Annotated in this window: 20 protein-coding genes and 3 pseudogenes; 10 read left to right on the top strand and 13 right to left on the bottom strand. The window is 55.0% G+C overall.

The window, feature by feature from the left end:
* Position 1: 1 nt before the first annotated feature.
* The 10 genes and pseudogenes from XX99_RS10200 to XX99_RS28640 form a co-directional block, all read right to left on the bottom strand.
* Positions 2-1,258 (bottom strand): TrbI/VirB10 family protein, encoded by a 1,257-nt coding sequence (locus XX99_RS10200; protein WP_050059220.1) that lies wholly within the window; start codon positions 1,256-1,258, stop codon positions 2-4.
* Positions 1,259-1,260: 2 nt separating this feature from the next.
* Positions 1,261-1,440, bottom strand: a pseudogene (locus XX99_RS28050) (TrbG/VirB9 family P-type conjugative transfer protein); the annotation flags it as partial.
* Positions 1,439-2,485: pseudogene (locus XX99_RS10195) on the bottom strand (VirB4 family type IV secretion system protein); the annotation flags it as partial. The pseudogenes XX99_RS10195 and XX99_RS28050, both read right to left, overlap by 2 nt.
* Positions 2,466-2,729, bottom strand: a complete 264-nt coding sequence (locus tag XX99_RS10190; RefSeq protein WP_050059219.1) for a VirB3 family type IV secretion system protein — start codon at positions 2,727-2,729, stop codon at positions 2,466-2,468. The pseudogene XX99_RS10195 and the gene XX99_RS10190, both read right to left, overlap by 20 nt.
* A gap of 15 nt (positions 2,730-2,744) precedes the next feature.
* Positions 2,745-3,035, bottom strand: a complete 291-nt coding sequence (locus tag XX99_RS10185) for a hypothetical protein (protein ID WP_231581250.1) — start codon at positions 3,033-3,035, stop codon at positions 2,745-2,747.
* Positions 3,036-3,458: 423 nt separating this feature from the next.
* The gene (locus XX99_RS10180; RefSeq protein ID WP_050059218.1) at positions 3,459-5,732 is read right to left on the bottom strand and encodes an nSTAND3 domain-containing NTPase; all 2,274 of its coding nucleotides are present in this window, start codon (positions 5,730-5,732) and stop codon (positions 3,459-3,461) included.
* Positions 5,733-5,774: 42 nt separating this feature from the next.
* Positions 5,775-7,022: a type II toxin-antitoxin system HipA family toxin gene (locus XX99_RS10175; RefSeq protein ID WP_050059217.1), complete on the bottom strand. Its 1,248-nt coding sequence runs from the start codon at positions 7,020-7,022 to the stop codon at positions 5,775-5,777.
* The gene (locus tag XX99_RS10170; RefSeq protein ID WP_050059216.1) at positions 7,003-7,317 is read right to left on the bottom strand and encodes a helix-turn-helix domain-containing protein; all 315 of its coding nucleotides are present in this window, start codon (positions 7,315-7,317) and stop codon (positions 7,003-7,005) included. Before XX99_RS10170 ends, XX99_RS10175 begins: the two co-directional genes overlap by 20 nt.
* A 435-nt stretch (positions 7,318-7,752) precedes the next feature.
* Complete coding sequence (locus XX99_RS10165) at positions 7,753-9,000, bottom strand: tyrosine-type recombinase/integrase (protein ID WP_050059215.1); 1,248 nt, start codon at positions 8,998-9,000, stop codon at positions 7,753-7,755.
* Complete coding sequence (locus XX99_RS28640; protein ID WP_082125434.1) at positions 8,997-9,245, bottom strand: helix-turn-helix domain-containing protein; 249 nt, start codon at positions 9,243-9,245, stop codon at positions 8,997-8,999. Before XX99_RS28640 ends, XX99_RS10165 begins: the two co-directional genes overlap by 4 nt.
* Positions 9,246-9,250: 5 nt before the next feature.
* On the opposite strand from XX99_RS28640, the pseudogene XX99_RS28760 reads away from it, so the two are divergent.
* Positions 9,251-9,613: pseudogene (locus tag XX99_RS28760) on the top strand (outer membrane beta-barrel protein); the annotation flags it as partial.
* Positions 9,614-9,644: 31 nt separating this feature from the next.
* On the opposite strand, the gene XX99_RS10160 reads toward XX99_RS28760, so the two are convergent.
* Positions 9,645-9,959, bottom strand: coding sequence for a hypothetical protein (locus tag XX99_RS10160; protein ID WP_231581249.1), 315 nt, complete (start codon positions 9,957-9,959; stop codon positions 9,645-9,647).
* Between the two features lie 247 nt (positions 9,960-10,206).
* On the bottom strand, positions 10,207-10,422 hold the full coding sequence (locus tag XX99_RS10155) for a hypothetical protein (RefSeq protein ID WP_050059214.1): 216 nt from the start codon (positions 10,420-10,422) through the stop codon (positions 10,207-10,209).
* A 90-nt stretch (positions 10,423-10,512) separates the two neighbouring features.
* Between XX99_RS10155 and XX99_RS26700 the strand changes: the two genes are divergently transcribed.
* The gene (locus XX99_RS26700) at positions 10,513-10,734 is read left to right on the top strand and encodes a helix-turn-helix domain-containing protein (protein WP_082125433.1); all 222 of its coding nucleotides are present in this window, start codon (positions 10,513-10,515) and stop codon (positions 10,732-10,734) included.
* A gap of 45 nt (positions 10,735-10,779) precedes the next feature.
* Here XX99_RS26700 and XX99_RS10150 read toward each other — a convergent pair whose 3' ends face one another.
* On the bottom strand, positions 10,780-11,400 hold the full coding sequence (locus tag XX99_RS10150) for a hypothetical protein (RefSeq protein ID WP_156185905.1): 621 nt from the start codon (positions 11,398-11,400) through the stop codon (positions 10,780-10,782).
* A 761-nt stretch (positions 11,401-12,161) separates the two neighbouring features.
* On the opposite strand from XX99_RS10150, the gene XX99_RS10145 reads away from it, so the two are divergent.
* From XX99_RS10145 to XX99_RS10105, 8 genes are all read left to right on the top strand, one after another.
* Complete coding sequence (locus XX99_RS10145; protein ID WP_050059212.1) at positions 12,162-12,857, top strand: response regulator transcription factor; 696 nt, start codon at positions 12,162-12,164, stop codon at positions 12,855-12,857.
* Between the two features lie 338 nt (positions 12,858-13,195).
* Positions 13,196-14,227: an ATP-binding protein gene (locus XX99_RS10140; RefSeq protein ID WP_184084760.1), complete on the top strand. Its 1,032-nt coding sequence runs from the start codon at positions 13,196-13,198 to the stop codon at positions 14,225-14,227.
* 421 nt (positions 14,228-14,648) lie between these two features.
* The gene (locus XX99_RS10130; protein WP_050059209.1) at positions 14,649-15,638 is read left to right on the top strand and encodes an MBL fold metallo-hydrolase; all 990 of its coding nucleotides are present in this window, start codon (positions 14,649-14,651) and stop codon (positions 15,636-15,638) included.
* A gap of 633 nt (positions 15,639-16,271) precedes the next feature.
* The gene (locus tag XX99_RS10125) at positions 16,272-17,261 is read left to right on the top strand and encodes an MBL fold metallo-hydrolase (protein WP_050059208.1); all 990 of its coding nucleotides are present in this window, start codon (positions 16,272-16,274) and stop codon (positions 17,259-17,261) included.
* A 69-nt stretch (positions 17,262-17,330) separates the two neighbouring features.
* Positions 17,331-17,738 carry a DoxX family protein gene (locus XX99_RS10120; RefSeq protein WP_050059207.1) on the top strand — a complete coding sequence of 136 codons (408 nt, stop codon included), beginning with the start codon at positions 17,331-17,333 and terminating at the stop codon, positions 17,736-17,738.
* A gap of 121 nt (positions 17,739-17,859) precedes the next feature.
* Positions 17,860-18,615, top strand: a complete 756-nt coding sequence (locus XX99_RS10115) for a hypothetical protein (RefSeq protein ID WP_050059206.1) — start codon at positions 17,860-17,862, stop codon at positions 18,613-18,615.
* Positions 18,616-18,742: 127 nt separating this feature from the next.
* Positions 18,743-19,342, top strand: coding sequence for a DinB family protein (locus XX99_RS10110; RefSeq protein ID WP_082125432.1), 600 nt, complete (start codon positions 18,743-18,745; stop codon positions 19,340-19,342).
* Positions 19,343-19,551: 209 nt separating this feature from the next.
* Positions 19,552-20,052 carry a hypothetical protein gene (locus XX99_RS10105; protein WP_050059204.1) on the top strand — a complete coding sequence of 167 codons (501 nt, stop codon included), beginning with the start codon at positions 19,552-19,554 and terminating at the stop codon, positions 20,050-20,052.
* Positions 20,053-20,221: the final 169 nt, after the last annotated feature.

Here is a 20,221-nt window from a genome sequence, read left to right as displayed (position 1 = left end):
TCTACAAGGTGGGATCGACGCGATGCTCCGCGTAGGCCGGAATCAGAAGGTCGGTGCCGATGTACACGCGAGCGCGGGAACCTTCCTTGAGCGTGATGATGGGCAGGCGGTTGAGGAAGTGATTCAATACCTGCTCGCCTTCCACGGCAGACTGCTCGGAGATGCCATTGCGAATCTGCACCGAAGGATCGAGAACACTCCCGCCATTCCCGATCTGCGCCAGGCCGCCCAAGCCGCCGATGGCAGCAGCGGCGGCGAACGCCTGCAAATAGCCGTGGTCTACCTTCGTGGCAAGTCCGGTCGTGCCGATCTGGTCAAGGCCGATGTACTTGGCAAATTCTATCGAGAAGCCATCGGGGCAGATAGCACGATGGAAGGTAACGAACATCTTGCGCTGCTGCGCATTGCCGACGCTCTGCACGTCACCAAGCAAACGTGTGCCTTGCGGCAAGAGAAGCTGCTGATGATCGTGGGAATACAGGTCAGTCGTCAGCGACACCATGATGGGGCCGCTGAATCCACCGTCAATATGGTTGGTCACGACACCTTCCAATACCGTGCCCTCGAAGATGCGATACAGACGGCCATCGTAGGTATCGAAGTCATACCCGGCCATCGCATTGCCTTTGCTGTCTTTCTTGGCTTCTACGCTGGCTGACTTTGCTGGAGCCACGCCGCCAGCTGCGGCAGCAGCCGCCTCCTGTGCGGCCTCCGCCGTGACTGCCGGGTTGGTGCGCTCGAAATCAATCGCAACGGTGTCGCTATTGATGGCGTCCTGCTGCTGCTTCTCTTTGGCGAGCTGCTTCTGTTTGGCTTCGGCCTGGGCCTGCGACATGTTGGAAGTCCGCTGCGGGGCGTTTGGACTGTCGCCGTATATAGCCGAACGCTGCGCGGCGGTCATGGGCGGTGCGCCTACGGCCTCCGGGCCGGGCGCACCTTCCGTCTGCTGTAACTGCTGGAGGGCAGCATTCAGCTCCTGCTGATGTTGGCGCGCCTCGGCGTCGCGTTGCGCCTGCAACTGCTGCTGCGACTCGAAGCTGTTGACCTGCTGTGCGTTCGGCGCTGCCGGACGCATGGGCAGGGCGCTGGCTGGCGCATTCCTCTTGCTACCGCTCAAGAGGCTGGAGAGATTGGAGATCCCGATAATCCCGATGATGACAACCAGGGCGATGACGACCGGCATACTCTTCCGCAGTGGGGGCTTGCTTTCTGGTTGTTCGGGAACGGTCGCAGGGACGTTCTCATTGGGCTCCGGCATGGCTACCTCGCTTCCTCGGTACGGTGAAACTCAACCTTCTGCTTGCCGATGGCGAGATAACCGTTATCCAGCTTCTTGGGCACGGTATAAAGGCCATTCGCGAAATCGAAGTTGATAAGCGACGGCTTCTTGTCCTTCACCTCGTACAGGGCAGGCGTCTCCTGAAACTGCCCGCGCAGGTAGCTGGTCGGCGCTGTTGGCCGCCAACAGCAAGCGCAGCGAGTATTCTCCCTGCGCCTTCTTGTCCAACTCGCGGATGACCAGGCTCAAGTCATCGACACTGCTGTTGGCGGCCTTCGCACCCGCGCCTGTGTCAAGCGAAGCAGTATCGCGCCCGCTCATTACTCGCGTCAGAACACCAACTTTGAAAAACGAGATGAACTTTTCCTGCGCGTCGATCTCGCTGCGGGCCGCGGTGGTGGACTTGGGGCGCCATGTCGAGCACAGCACGCTATCGCAATCCAGTGCCAGCAAGCCGGAGAAGAGGCAGGGCCGCGATGCCTCCGGCGTGGTCTTGAGCGAATACATCTGCACATAGCGTTTGCCGACGCGTAGATGATCGCTATGCCATGCAACGGGATTGCTGACAATCTGCCGGTCCACACCCGCATCGTCCCGGAGCTGCGCTTGTGAGGCCCACTCTTCGAGATTGAAAAGGTACGAAAAGAACTGGAATGCGTCCGCCTTGTCGAGCAATCGTAGCCCCAACAAACTTCCCAGATGACCTCCAAGGATCGTTGCGGCTTTCTGTAGTTCTGCGAGCATCCGCGAGCTGTCTGCGGCGTTTTCTTGTGGCTTGCGCTCGAACGCTTTTAACTTCGAAGGCTCCAACGTGAGGCACCAATGAATGTCAATGCGCCGAAAGCCCGCGGTCTTCTCAAGGAAAGTCAGCCGGTCGTCCACGAAAACCTGCGTGACCGGGTTGCTGTACTGCTTCTGTCGAGGCAACTCATAGCCCGACATGACACGGGTGTACTGATACAGACATGCACCTTCGGGCAGGCCGCGCAATGCGCCTTCAATCGACCGCATCCGCGACTCTAATTCCTGGTCGGTCAGGCCCTCCTCGTCGATACCGGTCAGCGCGAACAGGCATCCGTATCCGCCCCCCTTCAGCGCGAAGATATTTGGCCCGATGAAGCGTGCAATCGGAACGATGCTGCATGCGGCTCCGGCCTTGGCGAACCATGGGACGAATTTGGCTTGCTCAGTATTTACGCGGGTCATAGTAGCTCTTCTGGTTGAGGCTCAGGCCCCAGAGCTGGAACATCTTTGGGTGGTTGCGGATGATGAGCCATGCGCCCACAGCAAGCGTGGGGAATGCCATCATCGCCAGCAGGCGAAACCCAACGAGGAAAACCGTTACGCAGACGAATATGATCGCCATCCATGCTGTAAGATCGAGACCAAGCTTGGCCCTCGGTCGATTCAGCGCCTGATTGATCGGTAACGGCTCTCCTCGCTTGGTCATGGTCGATGTCACCTCCTACATCGACTGTCCGGTCAGGCTGCCTATCCATCCGGCTCCCCAACCGAGCACTCCAGCGCCGAAAAGCGCGCCGAAAAGCCCTGGAATCGCGTCCTGGAACCGTCCACTCATCATGCGAATTCCCGCAAAAATGAGCCCTCCAAGGCAGATAACGGCCCCAGCGTACATTGCGAAAGTCTTGAAGGTTGTCATCAGCGTTTGAGCGCCAGAGAAGTCCATCGTTCCTTGAGCATGAGCGACGCCGCTTCCGACACCCGCAAACACGAGTGCAGTAAGCGTCGGTCCCATCACATGAAGAGCGTGGCGGAGGGACTGCTTTGAGAGGGGTATTGCCCACCGTTTGGCGGAGCGATTGGACGACCGATTGAGAGGCTTTCCCAACCGGATTGCGTGGCGGATTCTGAGCATCTTTGCACCTCCGCTGACTCGGTGTCAGCATGGCGCAAACCTAAGATCGCTCAGCTCTCGATGTCCAATAACAAAATGATTTCTGACTATTCTGAATCGTGATAGACGCCAGCGAAAGGTGGAACGTTCGAACCGCTGTGCGTGAGCAACCTCAGTTGGCTGGATGCGGACTTGCTGGACGTCAGATCGGATGACACTCACGGATCGATGGAAACGCTGAATGTCCGGCGTACCTTGGAGACGCCTAAGGCAGACTGGAAGCGGCTGCAGGAGGTACTCGATTCCTATAAGAACCCCTGATGACTACTCATCTACGTCGTCAAATATTCCGCGCTCCTGGGGCGGGAGAGTGTCTTGAGGGTCGATCTCTGCCAAACTGCGCTCGGCCCGCGCGTTATCGGGTTCGTCGGCCAACAGTTGCTCGTACCATTCTCGTCCTAGCTTTATCTGCCGGTCGATCTGACTGATAGCCGCTGAATCATCTGCAAACTCTTTTTTTAACGCCGAGAACGAATCGAGCAACGGATCTAAATGTTGATCCGGTCGCTCGTCGGAATTGCGGTTGCGCTGCCATGTCTCTCTGACAGTTGCTAGATTCGGCAACAGCTCTACTCGGACACGTTCGCGGAACGATGTCAGTTCTGCAGGTGTGAACACACTCTGAATGCGGTGGTTTTCGATGGCGTAAAGGTCCTCTCCTTCCAAAGCGTAAGAGACCACTGTTTCAACGAAACGCTTCCGTTGATGCTCTGGCAACAGTTTGAATCCATGCAGCCGGATAGCGAGACCAACCTCGGAAACCGCATGGAGAAACAGTCCTGGCTCCGCGACTTTCTGGAGTGTTTCCGGGTGATGCTCCAAATACAGTTGCAAGAAGTCTCTTGAACAGCGGCTTGCCAGAAATCGAAGGATGCGACCGCGCCCCATCCACTCTGATAGCCATGGTGCCTTGTATTCCTTGTCAGCCGATGCGTCATCCAGCCTCTTCAAGACCAAAGAGAACAGACCCTTTGGCAAAGTGACGGCTCGTTCGAGGCCAACATTTCCGCACGTTACCTGATCTAGCAGTTTGTGCACGGGGCTGCCGTGCACATAGATGCCTAGCAATTCCGGGCTCTCAAGCAGAATACCGCTGTACGCATCGCCTACAGTCGGATGCTTGAACCTCCAAGTGGCGTTTTGTTCAGTAATAGTATGTTGAACAAGGCTTCCCCTCAGTGCTTCGAGGGACGCGATGCATCCTCCAAGATCGCTGCCAAGCCGTTCAATTGCTTCGCGTTCTGAAGCCTCCAGAATCACTGGGCTATCAAGAAGATCGTTGCGCATGTATATGAGGGCCAGAGCCGCCTTGCTGTCTTTATCCAGTCCTCGCAAGACTTCTTGTAGAAAATGCTCCTGCTTCTCTACAAAGTCAGTGAGATCGTAACGGCTTACGTCCAGTTCTCTGGTGAAAAGCGGATCGGCTAGACGCCGCGCTGTCTCGGGAACGAATCGAGGATGTGCGGCTATGTCCGGCAAATATGCTTTTACGGCCACTCGGAACTCGCGTGGCTGTTTCCCTAGCTTCATGTGGTTGTACAGAATCTGCTGCTTCTCTTCCGCAGTTAGATCGTGAACGTCGATTACCACCTGACTCTCACGCAGGAGCGGGAACGCCCCTTCCTTGAGATCGTTCCTGGCGCGTTTATAGATGTAATCGCGCGAAGTCATGACGATCTTCGCGCCTTTGCGAAGCATAGTCCTCACCATCGGTAAGGCATGATTCCACCCGTGGACGAGGAAAGACTCATATTGCGTCACGCCGAACGCATCGTCTATCCAGAAAAACTGGGAGGGCTCATCGGGATTCCAGTGTTCAACGACTTTTTCTGCCGTGTCGAGCTTCAACGTGGAGGCGCTCCACTGATCCAGAGCACCCATAGACAGCATGGATGCGATCGTGGTTTTGCCAGCGGCGGGTTCTCCAATTAGGAGAACGAAGCCATGCTGATTGAGGGCGTCTGCAGCCCTGCGGTAGGCCCCCGTGAGAACAACTTTTGCAAGGTCATCCTTCAGCGAAGAGAGCAGCGCCTTCGCTTGCTCATAGGCCCGCTCGTCCAGTATTTGGCTCAGATCGCCTAGCCCATAGACACGTGGCACCATCATGCGCAGCCGCTTATTCTCGCGGATTTGCTGGCAAATCCAAGTGGAGCCGAACACGCGGAACTGTTTGACCCCGGCCTGAAGAAAAAGTGCCCCAATGTCTTCGGCAGCGGTTCCCGAGAGTCCGGCATTAGTCATCAGGATGTAGCAATCGCAGCGGCCGGCGAGCACTAGTTTTCTCGCTTTTCCAACATCATCGGTGATGTCAGAAGGCTTTAAGGTCTTGTCTTGTTTCCCAGTGAATTTGCACTGAATGACGAACTTCCCATTGAGCGCTTCTCCATTCATAGGATTCCAAATGCCTGCGAATGCACCGTCTTTTCCTGCATCTGCGGAATCGAGATAAGACTCTACTGTCTGGCCTAAGATTTCACGGGTTATGGTGAGGCAGAGCTGTTGGAAACTGTGCCATCCGAGGATGTGTAGGTCGTACATGCTCTAAGCTCCTCGCGGTGCTATCTCAGTCTGTGTCACTCTCTACCTGTTCTGGAGAATGGGGATAGATTTCATGTGCTCTGTGATCTGATCTCGTGTAGTCCTGTCCAGCGGTAGGTTCTTCTGAATTGCAGGCCAAAGACTTATTATCGTGTTCGCAGTTTCTCTGGCAATATCGAGCACCAATTTGCTCGGCACCTGAGCTTTTCGAGCGAAGCGCTCCAACAGCTCCATGTTTAATTCCGTTGGAGATTTTTCCTTGGCAATCGAGAGCGCCAGCCGATCGTCCGCGATGTAGCGCACGGTCGATACGAAATCATAGGCGGGTGCTAGCAGTGGCGTGTGTCCGTCTGGATAGATAAGAGACCAATTCTTCAGGTGCATATCGTTGTTGCCAATGGCCACGTTAAAGATCAGCCGACGGATAAACTCGGCGAACTGTGTCTCATCGGTCAACCGCCATAGATCGTTAGCCATATTCGTATAGCTGTAGTTCTTGTATTTGGCTTCCGGGAACTGGCCATAGAGCTGATTGAAATCCTCGATATGGATGCGTTTGCCATGAGAACCACGATCAAATCGCCGGATGTAATACGCGTTTCCTTTGAGCTGCTGCCAGGGCTCCGGAATGCCGGGAATCTCGTCCAGTGGAATCAACCCGATTTCGGGCACCTGAATCCCTATTGCACGCGCAAACTCCATCATGGAAAACTCGTTCTCCGGTAGCCCCGGATACGCGGGCGACGGCAGTTTGACAATCCAATGGCCGCCCATGCTGGAGGCGGGGATGGAAAGCTGGCGGTCGGGGTTTCCGATGGCGGAGAGTTTCAACTGCACGCCCGCCAAGGAGAATCGCAGTACATCCCGGCCTGCGCGCGCGCGGGTCTCTCCGGGATTCTTTTCTGACGGGGGCAGGGTGCGGCCCTCCGCATCGCGCACCGTCACAGCGCCAGGAAGATCGTTTCCCAACAGCCAGAGCAGGAAGAATTCTCGCTGTGCATTCACTTCGCCGCGCTCGGCAATGAACTGCCGCAGCGCCCCTTCGGGGAGCAGATTGGAGAAGAACGGCGGCAACCGGCGCGTCACGGGGCGAACGTTCGTAATCGGATTGCGGTAGGCATCGTAAAAGCTCAGACTTAGGACGGGACGGTCCGCATCGGCAACATACGCCGAATCGAAGACGAAGAGGTTCTGGTCGTTCGGGAGGTTGGTGAGGGTACCCACCAGGGTTTCTCCGAGGCGCACTTCCAGTACCGAAGGCCGATTCGTATTATTCGCTGTCTTCGGCATCTTCCGGCGCTCCGCCTACCAAGGGAATATTTGCCTCTGAGGCTAGAACCTGGCTCCGGCCCCCCGTGGCGTGTCCGACAAGAGCCTGCACGGCTGGAACCAGATGCTTCGGGATCAGCATGGGTTCCATTTCAAGAACGCGGGCCATCTCCAGCAGAGTGGAGACCCGAAGGTCGCCGCCACGCTCGATGCGGGAAACGGCACTCTGGGGTTGACCGATACGCGAACCGAGATCGGCCTGCGTGAGACCCTTCGAGTCCCGTGCTATCCGAACCTGCTCCTGAATAGATGCCATGAGATATATCCAGTCTGGATTATATCGCTAAACATATATTTGTGCCCCTTGTGCCCACATTTGCTGAAACGCGCCAAAACGAGGGCGCAATTGTGCCCTTTTCGGTGTCTCTTCGCTTTTTCAGAGAAAATGTTCGTCTTTTATTCGGTTCCCATTTTTGGGAACCTTTGCCGATCCCAGGCAGAGGAGAGGGTCGAAAATGCGAATTATGCCGCAGGACGGCAGAGGTCGCGGAGCTGTTTTGAAGGACTTAGCGCGGAATTCGAGGGCACAACATGGACACAATAACGGTTCCTCGGTGTACCTTTTAGGGCCTATTGGAGCCACCCATTGCCCGGCGTTTCTATAAGTTACGGGTTTTAGGCTCACTGTCACGGCAGAGGTCGCGGGTTCGAGCCCCGTCGTCCCCGCCATAAACCAAAGAAAAATAAGGGTTTATGGCACAGTGACAAGATCAGTTAGAGCCCGCGAGGGTGCTGAAGGGTGCTGAGAGTTTCCGGCACCTTTTTTGCTGCCCTCCAGTAGCAGGGACTCCCGTTGCGAGGGTGCTGAAAGCCTGGTCTTGCCAGCCTCAATCACCATCTCCATCACTTTATTGTTGGCCTCACGCTTGTTCGCTGAGATCGCTCGCGTATAGATATCGAGAGTGATCCGTGAGTTCTCGTGACGCAGGAGTTCCTGGGCTGTCTTCAGGTCGGCCACAGCCGCTCTCAGGTTGGTTGCCAGAGAGTGACGGAAGCTGTGCCATCCGATCCTTTTGCCTATGATCTTCGCCCGGACGAGTGCAGGGCGAATGATCTTCTTCAGAATCATGTCGGGAGTGACCGGTGTCCTTCCCTCATTCCGAACCGATGGAAAGAGAAAATCGTCCTCGCCGTTGTAGCGGGATTCCTTCCTCCAGACATTGAGGCACTCGACGACTGACGTGTGCAGCGGAACGGGCTTGCGGCTGGCCTCGGTTTTCGTATCCCCAAAACGACCCCGCACACAGGAACGAAGAACGTTGATCTGCATAAGGAGCGGATCGACATCTCGCCATGTGAGGGCAACCAGTTCCGACCTCCGCAACCCCGTACTCCCAGCCAGTATCACCATCGCTTTCACACGCAGCGGTAGTTCTTCCACCAAGGCCGAAAATTCGCCAGGTGTCAGAACATCCGGTTCGCGCAGGCGCTTTGACGAGGCCCGGACCTTGGTGATGGGGTTGCGGTGCGTCCATTTATACCGGATGGAATGGTTGAACACTGCGGACATGATGTTCCGGATTTTGCTCTTTGTCGCTGGAGCGTATGGCAGTGCGTGCAGCCACTCTTCCACTTCCACGGTCCGAACATCGGATAACCACTTTTCGCCCCACTTCGGAGCGATGTGGTTCGTCAGATAGATCGAGGTCGACTCAATAGTGGCGAATGCCTTCTTGTCGGCGGTCAACTCGTGTTTGCGATAGTGGGCTATGAGTTCAGAGACCGTAATAGGAACCCTGACCTCGACGTTGATGTTGGCGCGAAAGTCGGCGACGGCCTGCTCCGCATCCCGGCGCGACGGAAGATCTCTCACCGTCCCGAGATTGCGTTTCTTGTATGTGCGTTTGCCACTGGTCTCGTCATACCAGCGAAATACCCATACGTCCGGTCCGCTTTTGCGCTTTTGTTTCAAGAGACTTCCTTGTTGAAAGCGACTCATGCTGTTCTCCTGGCATGAGCGTTGATGGCTACACTTATGGTACTCGCCGGTGGCCGCTTTTTCACGGTCTCTCTTGCCTCAACCCAGGCCAACAGTTCGTGCTCACGAAACCGCCAAAGCTTTCGTTTTCCCTCGCCAAGTGGGTGAGCGGGAACGTAGCCTATCCGCGCCCAACGAACCAACGTCCGCCGATCCATTCGTAAAATTTGTGCTGCCTCTTGAGCGTCTAGAAGAAGATGATCCATAGGTAATGACTCCTAAGCATTCGGCAACTTCTACGTCTTCTGCTGCTACCGGTTCTACCGCACAGGACCCCCAGTGTGTGGACTATGGAGACGGCGGATCACCTTACTTGCTTAGCGCCAAATCGGCGGGTGTGCTGGACTCTATTAACGCCCGCATCGATTACCAACTTCTACCGTCCATGCGCATTTTTGCTCGCTATTCCGACAGCACAAGCAATGCGTTGAATGATTCCACTGGTGGTCCGTACACATCGAATCTAGTCGGGCGCAACCAGGTCTACCTTTTGGGGGCAGATAACACGTTTGGCGTGTCTATTTCCAATGAGCTTCGGCTGCAATATTCCCCGGCTGTCTTCAAAACAGTAGCCACCCCTTCCTCGGCCGGTGGCGCCGTCCCATTCAACTTATATGGGTCAAACGGGGTACCATCTGGAGCCGGCGAGCAGGAGTTCCGATCCAACCGGCACCCCAGCCGAGCACTCCGGCACCGAACAGCGCACCGAAAAGTCCAGGAATCGCGTCCTGAAATCTTCCGCTCATCATGCGTATTCCGGCGAAGATGAGTCCGCCGAAATAGATGACAGCACCCGCGTAAATTGCGAAAGTTTTAAAACTTCCCATGAGCGTCGTTGCTCCTGAGAAGTCCATCGTCCCTTGTGCGTGTGCCACACCCGCGAAGGAAAGAGCAATTAGAGCGGGTGTGATCGCCTTAATAGCATGGGATAGGGTTTGTTTGAGGGAACGTTCCGCGCGCCGATTGGCAGGCCGAACGAGCAGCCGAAAGGAGGTCTTATCCAGTCGGGGAAAACGGCGGAATCGATTCACTTTGCACCTCCGCTGACATCACTGCGTCAGCGGAGGTGCAAAGCTAAGTGCCGGCTTCTAGTCGAGTCCAATGATTTCTAGGGAGAGCGTTATTCCATTTGGGAATAACGGAGCGATACAACAGGCTGTAAATCCGCTATAGCTCGTAGTCGCGGAGGACTTTCGGCGTACCGATACCGCCCTGATAAAGAGAAGCAGTCACTACGGGAGGATGGGACACGCAGCAGGAGAACGAGGTTCCGTCAGTGAGGTCGATCTGAATCTCGGTTCCGTCGTTTCTATCCTTGTAGATGCGGACTGTCTGAATGGTCTTTCCGGACAGTTCCGAGCACTCCACGTAATCCTGGGTCATATCCTCAAACCTCGCGGTGGCTTGCAATCAGGCCTATTATCACACTCATCGTGTGTAGACTCATAGTGGTCACGCTTCAAGTATGGAAGAGTGACCACCCGCTCCGTAAAGTCTCGGTTTGGAACCTCGCTACGAAGACTGCGTGAGGAACGGGGCTATTCCCAAGAGGAACTCGCGGAACGAGCTGGACTGCACCGCAACTATGTGGGCGGGGTCGAGCGAGGCGAACGGAACGTGGCTTTAGAAAACATAATAAAGCTGGCAAAGGCCCTTTCGGTCGGCCCGAAAGACCTCTTTATCGACTTTTCATAGCCATCGGCTGGCGACTGGTACAACAGCCCGTTGCACAAATGACGGTCAGAGGAGCCACCCTGAGGTAGCCACGTTGTTCACGATTGCTGTGGCTTGTCCGAAACGGAAGTAAGCCCTCATCCAACCCCCCAGGGCAGGGGAGATCCAATCGCCGCACCCTGCGAGCTCCTCCAGCGAAATCCTTCTCTGATGCCCGGCATAGAGCGATCCGGCCGAGGTGAGAATCGGCTCATGGTGAGCGACACGGTTCCGTAACCAGCGGATGTCTTCCAATCGTCGATGGATCACGGGGCGCGAGAGCCTGACACCGGGAAAAGTTGCACTCAGGCATGGTTGCCAGAGACTCCAGTGATACCGTTGTGCTGCAAGATCCGTCCAGAAGCCGAACATGAGCTCCGCCACGACCTTGCCAGGAGAGGCGTTTGAGCCTCCTGCATCGCGAACGGCTGCATGGACCTTGTCCAGTGAATAGGAAGATAAGGGGGCCACGGTATACCAGCGTGGCGTGGCGAAGTGAGCCGATAGCTGATCGTGCATACTATTGCGGATGGCGACTTCGAGGCCATGCAGCAAACCAAAGGTCATCTCCGAGAGCGCAATATTCTGCTCGTAAAGAGAGACCGCGTCCCCGAGGTTCTGAGCGGTGGCAGCGAGATACCGTTTCAATCGCTCTCTGGAAATGGCACGCTCGATCTCGGTCAGTAGGTGCGGGGAATGGGGCAATGGAATCCTCCCAGAGGTCGTGCTAATATCGATTCGAGGCTTCTGGGAGCATCCCTGCCGCAAGGCATATTCCCAGGGCAAAGAGCGAGAAGGGGCCAGCGATGGCCCCTTCTTATTTTGCGGCACGTTCTTATCTTGGCTTTCGCGCCATCATTTGTAAACATCTAAGAATCAGATAGTTACCGACCTCTGCCGGGGTTCGGCAGAGGTCGGCAACCTTCAAAAGTTCAAGTGTCAGAAACGGCGGCGGATGCCGAGATTCTTTCGAAACGCGAAGGTGCCGACGGGTGCTGAAGAAGCTAATTAACGCGGTCGGCGTTTATCGGGATACATCAACGGCAGGACGCCTTAGCCTTAGTCGATTGAGGGCTGAAGATCGGTATCTGTCACCAGCACTCCGCGACTTTCTGTGAGCGGGATCGCAGTCATGACGACAACCTATCGTCATCTCCCTACAGAGCAGCCACGCTCGTGCGCTCCACTCTGATCGAATGAAGCTGGATAGGCACAAAGAGATGTCGTCGAGCGTTCTCGCGCTTACCTACAAGTGCAGAACTGATATGCCGACGCAACTCGATGCCGTCCACTGGTTAGACCTATTCGGCCCTTACTAATGAGCCGGCTCCCATTGGAGGCAATGTAAATGTATGTAAAGACCGCGCCCAGAGGATTCAAAACGTCCTACGATAGCTAGAGAGATAGTGATGAGCAAGCTGCTTATTATCGACGACGACCGTGCGCTTGCGGGCCTCCTCGCCGAACGGATGTTAGCGGAAGGATTCATTCTTGACGCTGCGCTTGACGGCAAGAAAGGCCTCGAACTGGCCAATTCTGGAAGTTACGCTCTTGTCATTCTCGACATCATGATGCCACGTATGGGCGGTATGGAAGTGCTGAAGTCTCTTCGCACGAAGTCGGCGGTTCCTGTCCTGATGCTGACAGCGAAGGGCGACGACATAGACCGCATCTTAGGTCTAGAGCTCGGAGCTGACGATTACCTTCCCAAGCCGTTCAACCCTCGGGAACTCATAGCGCGAATCCGGGCGATCCTTCGCCGCGTCGAAGAGCGCGGAGGAGCACCTAACCGGATCGAAGCCGAAGACATTACGATCGACACCCAACAGCGCGAAGCTCACTTCCAAGGTAAACAACTTCAACTCACAACGGTAGAGTTCGCACTCCTTGAAGTCCTCGTGCGCCACATGGGGCGGGTGCTATCCCGCGATTTCCTGACCGATGCCGCGATGGGACGCAGCCTTGGATTCGCAGACAGGACTGTTGATGTCCACATCAGCAACCTCAGAAAGAAGCTAAGCACCAATCGAGGTGTCGAGCGAATCAAGACAGTCCGTGGGACTGGGTATCTGCTGACCCCACGACAAAGCGCAGAAAACCTATGACACGTCTTTTTCTAAAAATCTTCCTTTGGTTCTGGGCGACAGCCATCATCACAGGACTCACGCTTCTTGGCGTCGTGATGTTTCAGAACCGGCAGATTCGTCCCCAGGATCATGAGGGTCTGGTCGATACCGTTCGATACTTTGGAACCGCTGCGGCCAACATTACCCAGCAGCAAGGGAGCGGGTCGGGCACCGACTACATGAGGAAGCTTTCACAGGATGTGCGCATGAGATCGTGCCTTTTCGAATTGAATGGCAAGCCAGCTGCAGGCGATCAATGCGAATCTTTTGAAGGCGTCATCAATGGAGTCATCCGAGGTGAGACCTCGGAATATTCAATGCCGAACAACATGATGCGCATGGGGCTGCGAGTCACGAGTCAGACCGGGCTCCCATACATCTTTGCGACTGAGCTGCCTGTGGGCCCTCGCGCCATGCTGCAAACAAACGTATCTGCTCTTGTCATTCGAAGCGCATTGGCGTTTTTGATGTCGGCCATCGTTTGCTACGTTCTTGCTCAATTTCTTACTGGGCCAATTCTGAATCTTCGAGCGGCGGCACTGCGAATCACAGCAGGAGATTTGGGAGTGCGTGCGGATGCGCGGCTCACACAGCGGAAAGACGAACTCGGCGATCTCGTCCTTGACTTCAATCGTATGGCCGATACAAATCAACGGGTAATCTCACGTCAACGCCAACTCTTGTACGACGTGTCCCACGAATTAAGGTCCCCGCTTACGCGTATGAATGTGGCTTTGGATCTCTTACGCAACCGTGTAGGTGAAGATTCAGCCCTTGACAGAATAGAACTAGACACCGAGCGTCTCAATGAAATGATCGGGCGTCTTCTCACCGTGACAAAACTGGAAAATGCATCGACTTTGCTGAACCCCGTTCCCCTGGCTTTGAGCGACCTAGTGCGGAGCATCGCGTCGGATGCGGACTTTGAAGCCCAGAGAAATGGAGGGACAGTTAGGGTCGTCAACACCTGCGACATCTCGATGAACGGCGACTATAGCCTTCTCCGCAGTGCGATCGAAAACGTTGTCAGGAACGCGGTTCGTCACACCGAGCCAAACACTTCGGTAGACATACAGCTCGATGGACCGACCAAGACCGACCGTGCGAACGCGATTATTACGGTGCGCGATCACGGAGAGGGAGTTCCGGAAAACGAACTTGCAAACATCTTCGAGCCGTTTTATCGCGTGATCGATGCAGACCGGAAAGACGAGAACGGGGTCGGGCTTGGCCTTTCCATCACAGATCGGGTGATACGTCTTCACGGCGGCACTATCGAAGCCTCGAACGCGATAGGATGCGGGCTTCTCGTCACGATCCGCTTGCCGTTATCTCTGCAGTCAGCCTGACATCTTTACCCATCGAAACATTCCCTTACAAAGGGTTCCGCACATCGGCGATTATCTTGCACTATACCGATGCTTGCACAGCCCTCAATCTCGCCCTCTTACTTACTCGACATTTTAGAACCGGCTAGCAGTGCGCGGATCGGGGAGATCCCGTTTCTGCTCGATTTCGAGTGCTCTCCGAACGCAGATGGTGTCGAGTCGACCTGCATCGGATGCGTCTCCTCAATAGCAGTCGCTCAAGCTGAGTTGATTCTTCAGATATTCGAAGAGGCTCATGCCTGTTCGGGCGTGTAAGCCGGAGAAGCGGTTACGCGTCGTCTTTACCAAACAACACATAACCTTACCTACCGCGTCTCGGCCGAAGATTGTAATGAATCCGAGTTCGAACAAAAAAGAGAATTTCCGGAAGGCGTGATACGCGATGAGGACGACTTTCAAAGCAATCGCTCTTGCCATCTCAGGGATCAGCATCACTTCCCTAGCGCTGGCTCAAGGGCCGAACATTGACTACGACAAGATCCAAATTATCTCCCAACAGCTCGCACCGAACTTCTATACCTTTACGGGTTCCCCGAATCTCGATCCGGGTCATCCTGAAGCGGCGGGCGGGCGCATCGGCGTGCTGGTGGGTTCCGAGGGAGTGCTTTTGGTCGATGCGACATACCTTCCGTTGTCGGACAAAGTCGCGGACGCCATCAAAGAGGTCAATCCCGGCCCAGTCCGTTTTTTGGTGGACACGCACTACCACCCGGACCACACAGGGGGTAACCCGAGCTTCGTGAAAACGGGAGCACTCCTCTTTGCACGCGAAGAGGTTCGTGATGCGCTCATGCAGCCTCTTCCGCCAGCAACCCTCGCTGTCATCGGAAAGGCTGCCTCTTTCACCGACCCTGCCCGTCTTCCCACCGTGACTTACGGTCCGGGTTCGCCGGTGAAGATCTACTTCGATGGGGACACTATCGACCTGATTCCACTTCGGGCTGCCCATACAGACGGAGACACGATGGTCCGGTTCGAGAAGGCCGACATTATCATGGTCGGTGACTTCTACCGCAATTACGGATATCCATTCATCGATGTGACACGGGGCGGCTCCTTCAAAGGAGTGTTAGAGGCGGTCGACGTCCTGCTTCAGAATGCCGGCCCGAACACGAAGCTTCTTCCTGGCCACGGCACGGTAACCACGCGATCCGACGTTGAAGCCTACCGGGACATGATTCTGGATGTTCAGTCACGGATTCTTCAGATGATCCGGGAAGGCAAGAGCATACAGGAGGTTCTTGCGGCCAAACTTACCGTCCGCTACGACTCTAAGGTACCCGGCGGAGCCACGCCTTTGCCAATTGGCGTAGGAACAAGCGCAGACCGGTTTGTATCCTCGTTGTACACAGAGTTGAAGTCAGGAAAGTAATTCGCTTCGACACAAACAGCCTTCTCGGGTTGAACAAGCATGAATTCAGACTCACCAAATTGCTGACTGGATTGTGAAACCCATGGAATGGTTGCGATGTATTGAGGTGGCTCGATGAATACATCGAATCCGTTTGATTCGCGTCTTGGTCTCCGGGCAGACGATAACGACACCCAACTGAACTTGCGACGGTCTAAACACCGCTTGATCGCAGATGGTATCGAGTCTGGAGTCTCTTTGCCTCCGATGCTTTCAGTTGGTCGGATCCGCGCAAGACGAGTGGTTGCTCTTGTCCCTTGAGCAAATGCACTTGTGCCATCAAAGTCCCGCACTGTAAAGAGTCGTCGTTGAGTGCCAACACCGTGCATCTTCCCAGAGCGCCCATTGGGTGCGTCCCTTACAAGCCCCCATCTAGCCTAAGTGGCTCAAGTCTCTTCGTGTTTCTTGTGGTCTCCCCTTCGCCCAAGAAACGAAGCTATTTGTGACGAATTTAGAGGCAAGACAGCAAGAGACCTTGAACGCATTCGAGCTTTACCTAACTACACACAAGCTTACGAAACAGATCTTCGAAGCAAGCTGTAATCAAATTCAGATTGATTGCGCTGTGCGCTCGGTCAAAGGAGCAAGAACAGCATGAAGGTGGCTTTTAGAAACGTGGCTATGGCGTTGGCAGCGGTGATGATTACCGCAATGGCCGTTGGGCAAGGACCGGGAATCAATTACGCCAAAGTTCAATTCATCCCACAGCAGCTTGCTCCGAGTGTCTATATCCTGACTGGCTCGGCCGGCGCGGATGCTGGACATCCTGAGGCTGCAGGCGGTCGTGTCGGTATCTTGGTCGAGCCTGAAGGGGTGTTGATGGTGGATGCGAGCTATGCACCCCTTTCCAACAAACTCGCTGATGCGATCAAGCAAATCAATCCAGGGCCCATCCGGTTCCTGGTTGACATGCACTATCATCCTGACCACACGGGCGGAAATCCCAACTTTGCGAAGCTTGGGGCGCTCATTTTCGCTCGTGAAGAAACGAGACAAGCCCTCGTCACTCCCCCTCCTCCACCTGTTCTCACAGCGATTGGGGATGCGGCATCCTGGATTGATTCGGCACGCCTGCCTGTTGTGACTTACGGAAGCGACACTCCAATGAAGATTCATTTCGATGGAGAGACGGTCGATCTCATCCCCCTCCCGTCAGGTCACACGAACGGCGACACGATGGTTCGCTTCGAGACAGCCAACGTCATCATGATTGGCGACTTTTACCGTAATTACGGTTACCCGTTTGTAGACGCAACTCGTGGCGCATCGTTCAAGGGAACCCTTGAATCCATCGACTTATTGCTGCGTACAGCCGACGCAGATACGAAGCTCGTCCCTGGACATGGGTCGTTGCCCACACTTGCGGACGTCAAAGCCTACCGAGAAATGATTGTTGATGTTCGTTCGAAGGTTCAGCAGATGGCAGCGAACGGCAGCTCGTTGCAAGAAGTGCTGGCCGCCAAACTCACAAAGCCATATGACGCGAAGGTGCCCGGCGGAACCGACCCACTTCCCGCCGCTTTGGGAAACAGCGCAGATCGTTTCATTTCGGCTCTCTACGCCGAAGTCAAAGCACCTCGCTAAAGCCCTAACCCAAATCACTGTAAGACAGCACCTCAACCCATTGCCTCACGTTCCTTGAGAAGGAAACAAATGAAGACATTGAAGATCGCTTACTGGGCAAGTACGTGCCTATTTTGTGGAGTCTTTTTCATGACAGGCACCTTATACCTCCTGCACGCACAGTCGATGGTCACGAAGTTTCACGAAATCGGCTTTCCGCTATACATCCTCAACTTGATTGGTTCTTTGAAGATTGCAGGTGCAATCACCCTGTTGGTGCCGAGAGCATACCCACGGCTAAAAGAGTGGGCCTACGCGGGGTTTGTCTTCGATCTCGTCGGAGCCGCCTGGTGCCACTTCTGCGTTCAGGGATTCGCTCAAGGCATCAAGCTCTTGCTCCCAATCACGGTGGTAGCCGTCTCCTATCTCACCTATCACCGACTGAACGACCCCACTGCGACACAGCACCCGGACGCAGACGGGCCTCTGGCGGTATAGCTCCACTTCCAAGTCATCCCTCCCCAGCCTCTTTGAGAAAGGAAGCACCGTTCAAATGAACTCAATTCGTACTCTCCTCCGCAATAGATGCGGATGCACGATTCTATTTGCCGTCTGCGTAATGTCCGGATCCGAAGCGCAACTCAGCGCTCAGGCCACCGTCGGCACATCGACAAGCACCAATCTGGCTCTTCTGCCTGATGCTCCGTCGTTTGAAGTAGCCCTGCAGACCAACTTGACGCAATCATCTTCCGAAACCCTGTCATCTTCTGCATCGCAGCAGGCAGATTCCGAACCTCAAGCTGTGCCGGCAGAACGGCAGATTCCCAACTATCGTCCGTTCAAGGTACGGGAGAAGCTGTACCTCTTCGACTTGATTGGGCCGCGAGCCTTCGTTGTCGCGGGCATCCAAGCTGGCGTCGATCAGAGCCGTACCTTGAAAGTGCCCTACCCCCCGGATGGGTTTGTTGGCTCCGGCAACCATCCTGCACACGGCGCTATTCCAGAGTGGGGAGAGGGTGCCGACGGGTATGCAAAACGCTACGCGTCACGATTCGGCCAGGAGTTGGCCGGAACAACAATTCGCTACGGTCTCGGTGAATTGCTGCAGGAGGATGTCACATACCACCGATGCACATGCACTGGAGTTCTCCCCCGCATATCGCACGCTTTCGTGTACTCACTCGTCGCTTACACCAAGAGCGGACGCGCTGTGCCTTCGCTGCCAGCTATCGTCTCACCGTTCCTTGCTTCAGAGATCGCCGTCAAAGCCTGGTATCCGGCTCGGTACAACACAAGCGACGCACTCAGGACTAGCGCGAACGTCTATTACACCCTCCCTTTCAAGAATCTCTTCTATGAGTTCCGGAAGCGGTAAGGTCCATGCGCCCGGCACCCATCCTTGCCGTCTTGGTCTCTTACCTCAATCGACAGGCATGGAGTCAGCAGGCTTGGCGTCCGCAGTCGAGTTAAACAACAGATGTTGACGAAGGAGGGCGCTGACCATGAAACGAATCGTCTTAATCATATTGATGACCGCATGTTGCTCACTCGGCTTGGGAGCGCAGACGGCGTCCAGGTCGTCTACTTCCACGCAGAAAGCGACGGCGGATTCTTACAACGCCTTACGAACACTCCTGCTCTCCGAGCTTCGGTCGACGCACAATAGCGCCGAATGGTTTTTTCCGATCGACACTGCGGTGAGCGATATGACTCCCGAGCAAGCAAAATGGATTCCGACCAATGCCTCTGGGAAGATCAACCCGAACGCGAATCACTCCGTGGGCATGATTGTGAATCACTTGCTGTTCTGGAATGCAAACGCTCTAGCCCAGCTCAAGGGTGGGCCGACACAAAATCCCAATACCAATGACGAAACTTTCAATGACTTCAATCCCGCGAAATGGGCTAAGACAGTTCATGATCTGGACGCAGTCATGAATTCGCTCGAAGAGCTCGTGGCGCGTACAGACGACTCAACGCTTCTCCAGATTGCGCGAACGATCGAACACATCAGTACGCACAATGCCTACCATACCGGGAAAATTTTTTATGTGCGCAAGCTCCAAGGATCGTGGAAACAGGACAATGACGTTCCGAAGTGATTGCTGCACTTGGATGCACGAAACAGCTACGGGTTCTGTCTTTACACAACTAAACAGAACCTTACGTGTCGCTATGCGCTCTTCGGATGTAATCCGGAACAGGAATCGCCAAACACCCGGCAAAGTTAGCTTTGCGAGTAGAGTGCCGAGTGTCATTGCAGACGGACGCACTTGCGCCGATTTTTTAAGCATCAACGGAGTTTAACGGAATGGCAAAGGTTCTGCTCATTAGCGTCGTAGTCTACAGCTTAATCGCAATTTGGTATGTAGTTCCTTGGCTCAAGAAGTTGGACAAGCGCCAGGCGCTGACCGCGCCTTTGTGGGTTCACGTTTTCCGCTACCTTTGTCTCTATCTCCCAATTGCGCAGCGAGATGGTTATGCGATCTCAGACCGAATATTGAATGTGGTTGTGATCGGTGACCTTAGCGGAGCCGTGCTCGCCTTGACCGGCATCATCTTCCTGCGGATGCGCTCGCGTCTGGGTCCAATCTTTGCCGCGCTGGTCCTCATTGCGTCGATAGTAGATATCGCCGTCGGCACATACGTCAGAAGTCAAATTGGGTCGGACCCCGAGGCAAGCGGCGTGTGGTGGCTGGTCTTCGTTTTCTTCGCTCCGCTCGTCCTCGTCAGTTTGCCCCTTCTCGGTTGGCAGCTTTACCAGCGCCGAGGGGAGACGTTGTCCCCGCGGATCACGGAAACAGAACAGTGACATTCCAAAGTGATTGCACTGTTGAATGCAAGAAACAGCTTTGGTCCTGTCTTCACATAACTAGGCAAACCTTAAACACCTCAGACGAATACGGTCAAATGGTCGAGTATGCACGGATGGTAGGGCGTTCCTCCAGCTAGCCAGAAGTAACCTACCTTAACGAGAACGC

Source organism: Silvibacterium bohemicum (assembly GCF_001006305.1).
Taxonomy (GTDB): domain Bacteria; phylum Acidobacteriota; class Terriglobia; order Terriglobales; family Acidobacteriaceae; genus Silvibacterium; species Silvibacterium bohemicum.
Note: the sequence above shows the minus strand (reverse complement) of the source record. Positions and strands in the feature narration are given on the sequence as shown.

Bases quoted from the DNA above. Each gene is read 5' to 3' on its own strand.
- XX99_RS10200 (WP_050059220.1), bottom strand. From the start codon at position 1,258: ATGCCGGAGCCCAATGAGAACGTCCCTGCGACCGTTCCCGAACAACCA.
- XX99_RS10190 (WP_050059219.1), bottom strand. From the start codon at position 2,729: ATGACCAAGCGAGGAGAGCCGTTACCGATCAATCAGGCGCTGAATCGA.
- XX99_RS10185 (WP_231581250.1), bottom strand. From the start codon at position 3,035: ATGGGACCGACGCTTACTGCACTCGTGTTTGCGGGTGTCGGAAGCGGC.
- XX99_RS10180 (WP_050059218.1), bottom strand. From the start codon at position 5,732: ATGTACGACCTACACATCCTCGGATGGCACAGTTTCCAACAGCTCTGC.
- XX99_RS10175 (WP_050059217.1), bottom strand. From the start codon at position 7,022: ATGCCGAAGACAGCGAATAATACGAATCGGCCTTCGGTACTGGAAGTG.
- XX99_RS10170 (WP_050059216.1), bottom strand. From the start codon at position 7,317: ATGGCATCTATTCAGGAGCAGGTTCGGATAGCACGGGACTCGAAGGGT.
- XX99_RS10165 (WP_050059215.1), bottom strand. From the start codon at position 9,000: ATGAGTCGCTTTCAACAAGGAAGTCTCTTGAAACAAAAGCGCAAAAGC.
- XX99_RS28640 (WP_082125434.1), bottom strand. From the start codon at position 9,245: ATGGATCATCTTCTTCTAGACGCTCAAGAGGCAGCACAAATTTTACGA.
- XX99_RS10155 (WP_050059214.1), bottom strand. From the start codon at position 10,422: ATGACCCAGGATTACGTGGAGTGCTCGGAACTGTCCGGAAAGACCATT.
- XX99_RS10145 (WP_050059212.1), top strand. From the start codon at position 12,162: ATGAGCAAGCTGCTTATTATCGACGACGACCGTGCGCTTGCGGGCCTC.
- XX99_RS10140 (WP_184084760.1), top strand. From the start codon at position 13,196: ATGCCGAACAACATGATGCGCATGGGGCTGCGAGTCACGAGTCAGACC.
- XX99_RS10130 (WP_050059209.1), top strand. From the start codon at position 14,649: ATGAGGACGACTTTCAAAGCAATCGCTCTTGCCATCTCAGGGATCAGC.
- XX99_RS10125 (WP_050059208.1), top strand. From the start codon at position 16,272: ATGAAGGTGGCTTTTAGAAACGTGGCTATGGCGTTGGCAGCGGTGATG.
- XX99_RS10120 (WP_050059207.1), top strand. From the start codon at position 17,331: ATGAAGACATTGAAGATCGCTTACTGGGCAAGTACGTGCCTATTTTGT.
- XX99_RS10115 (WP_050059206.1), top strand. From the start codon at position 17,860: ATGTCCGGATCCGAAGCGCAACTCAGCGCTCAGGCCACCGTCGGCACA.
- XX99_RS10110 (WP_082125432.1), top strand. From the start codon at position 18,743: ATGAAACGAATCGTCTTAATCATATTGATGACCGCATGTTGCTCACTC.
- XX99_RS10105 (WP_050059204.1), top strand. From the start codon at position 19,552: ATGGCAAAGGTTCTGCTCATTAGCGTCGTAGTCTACAGCTTAATCGCA.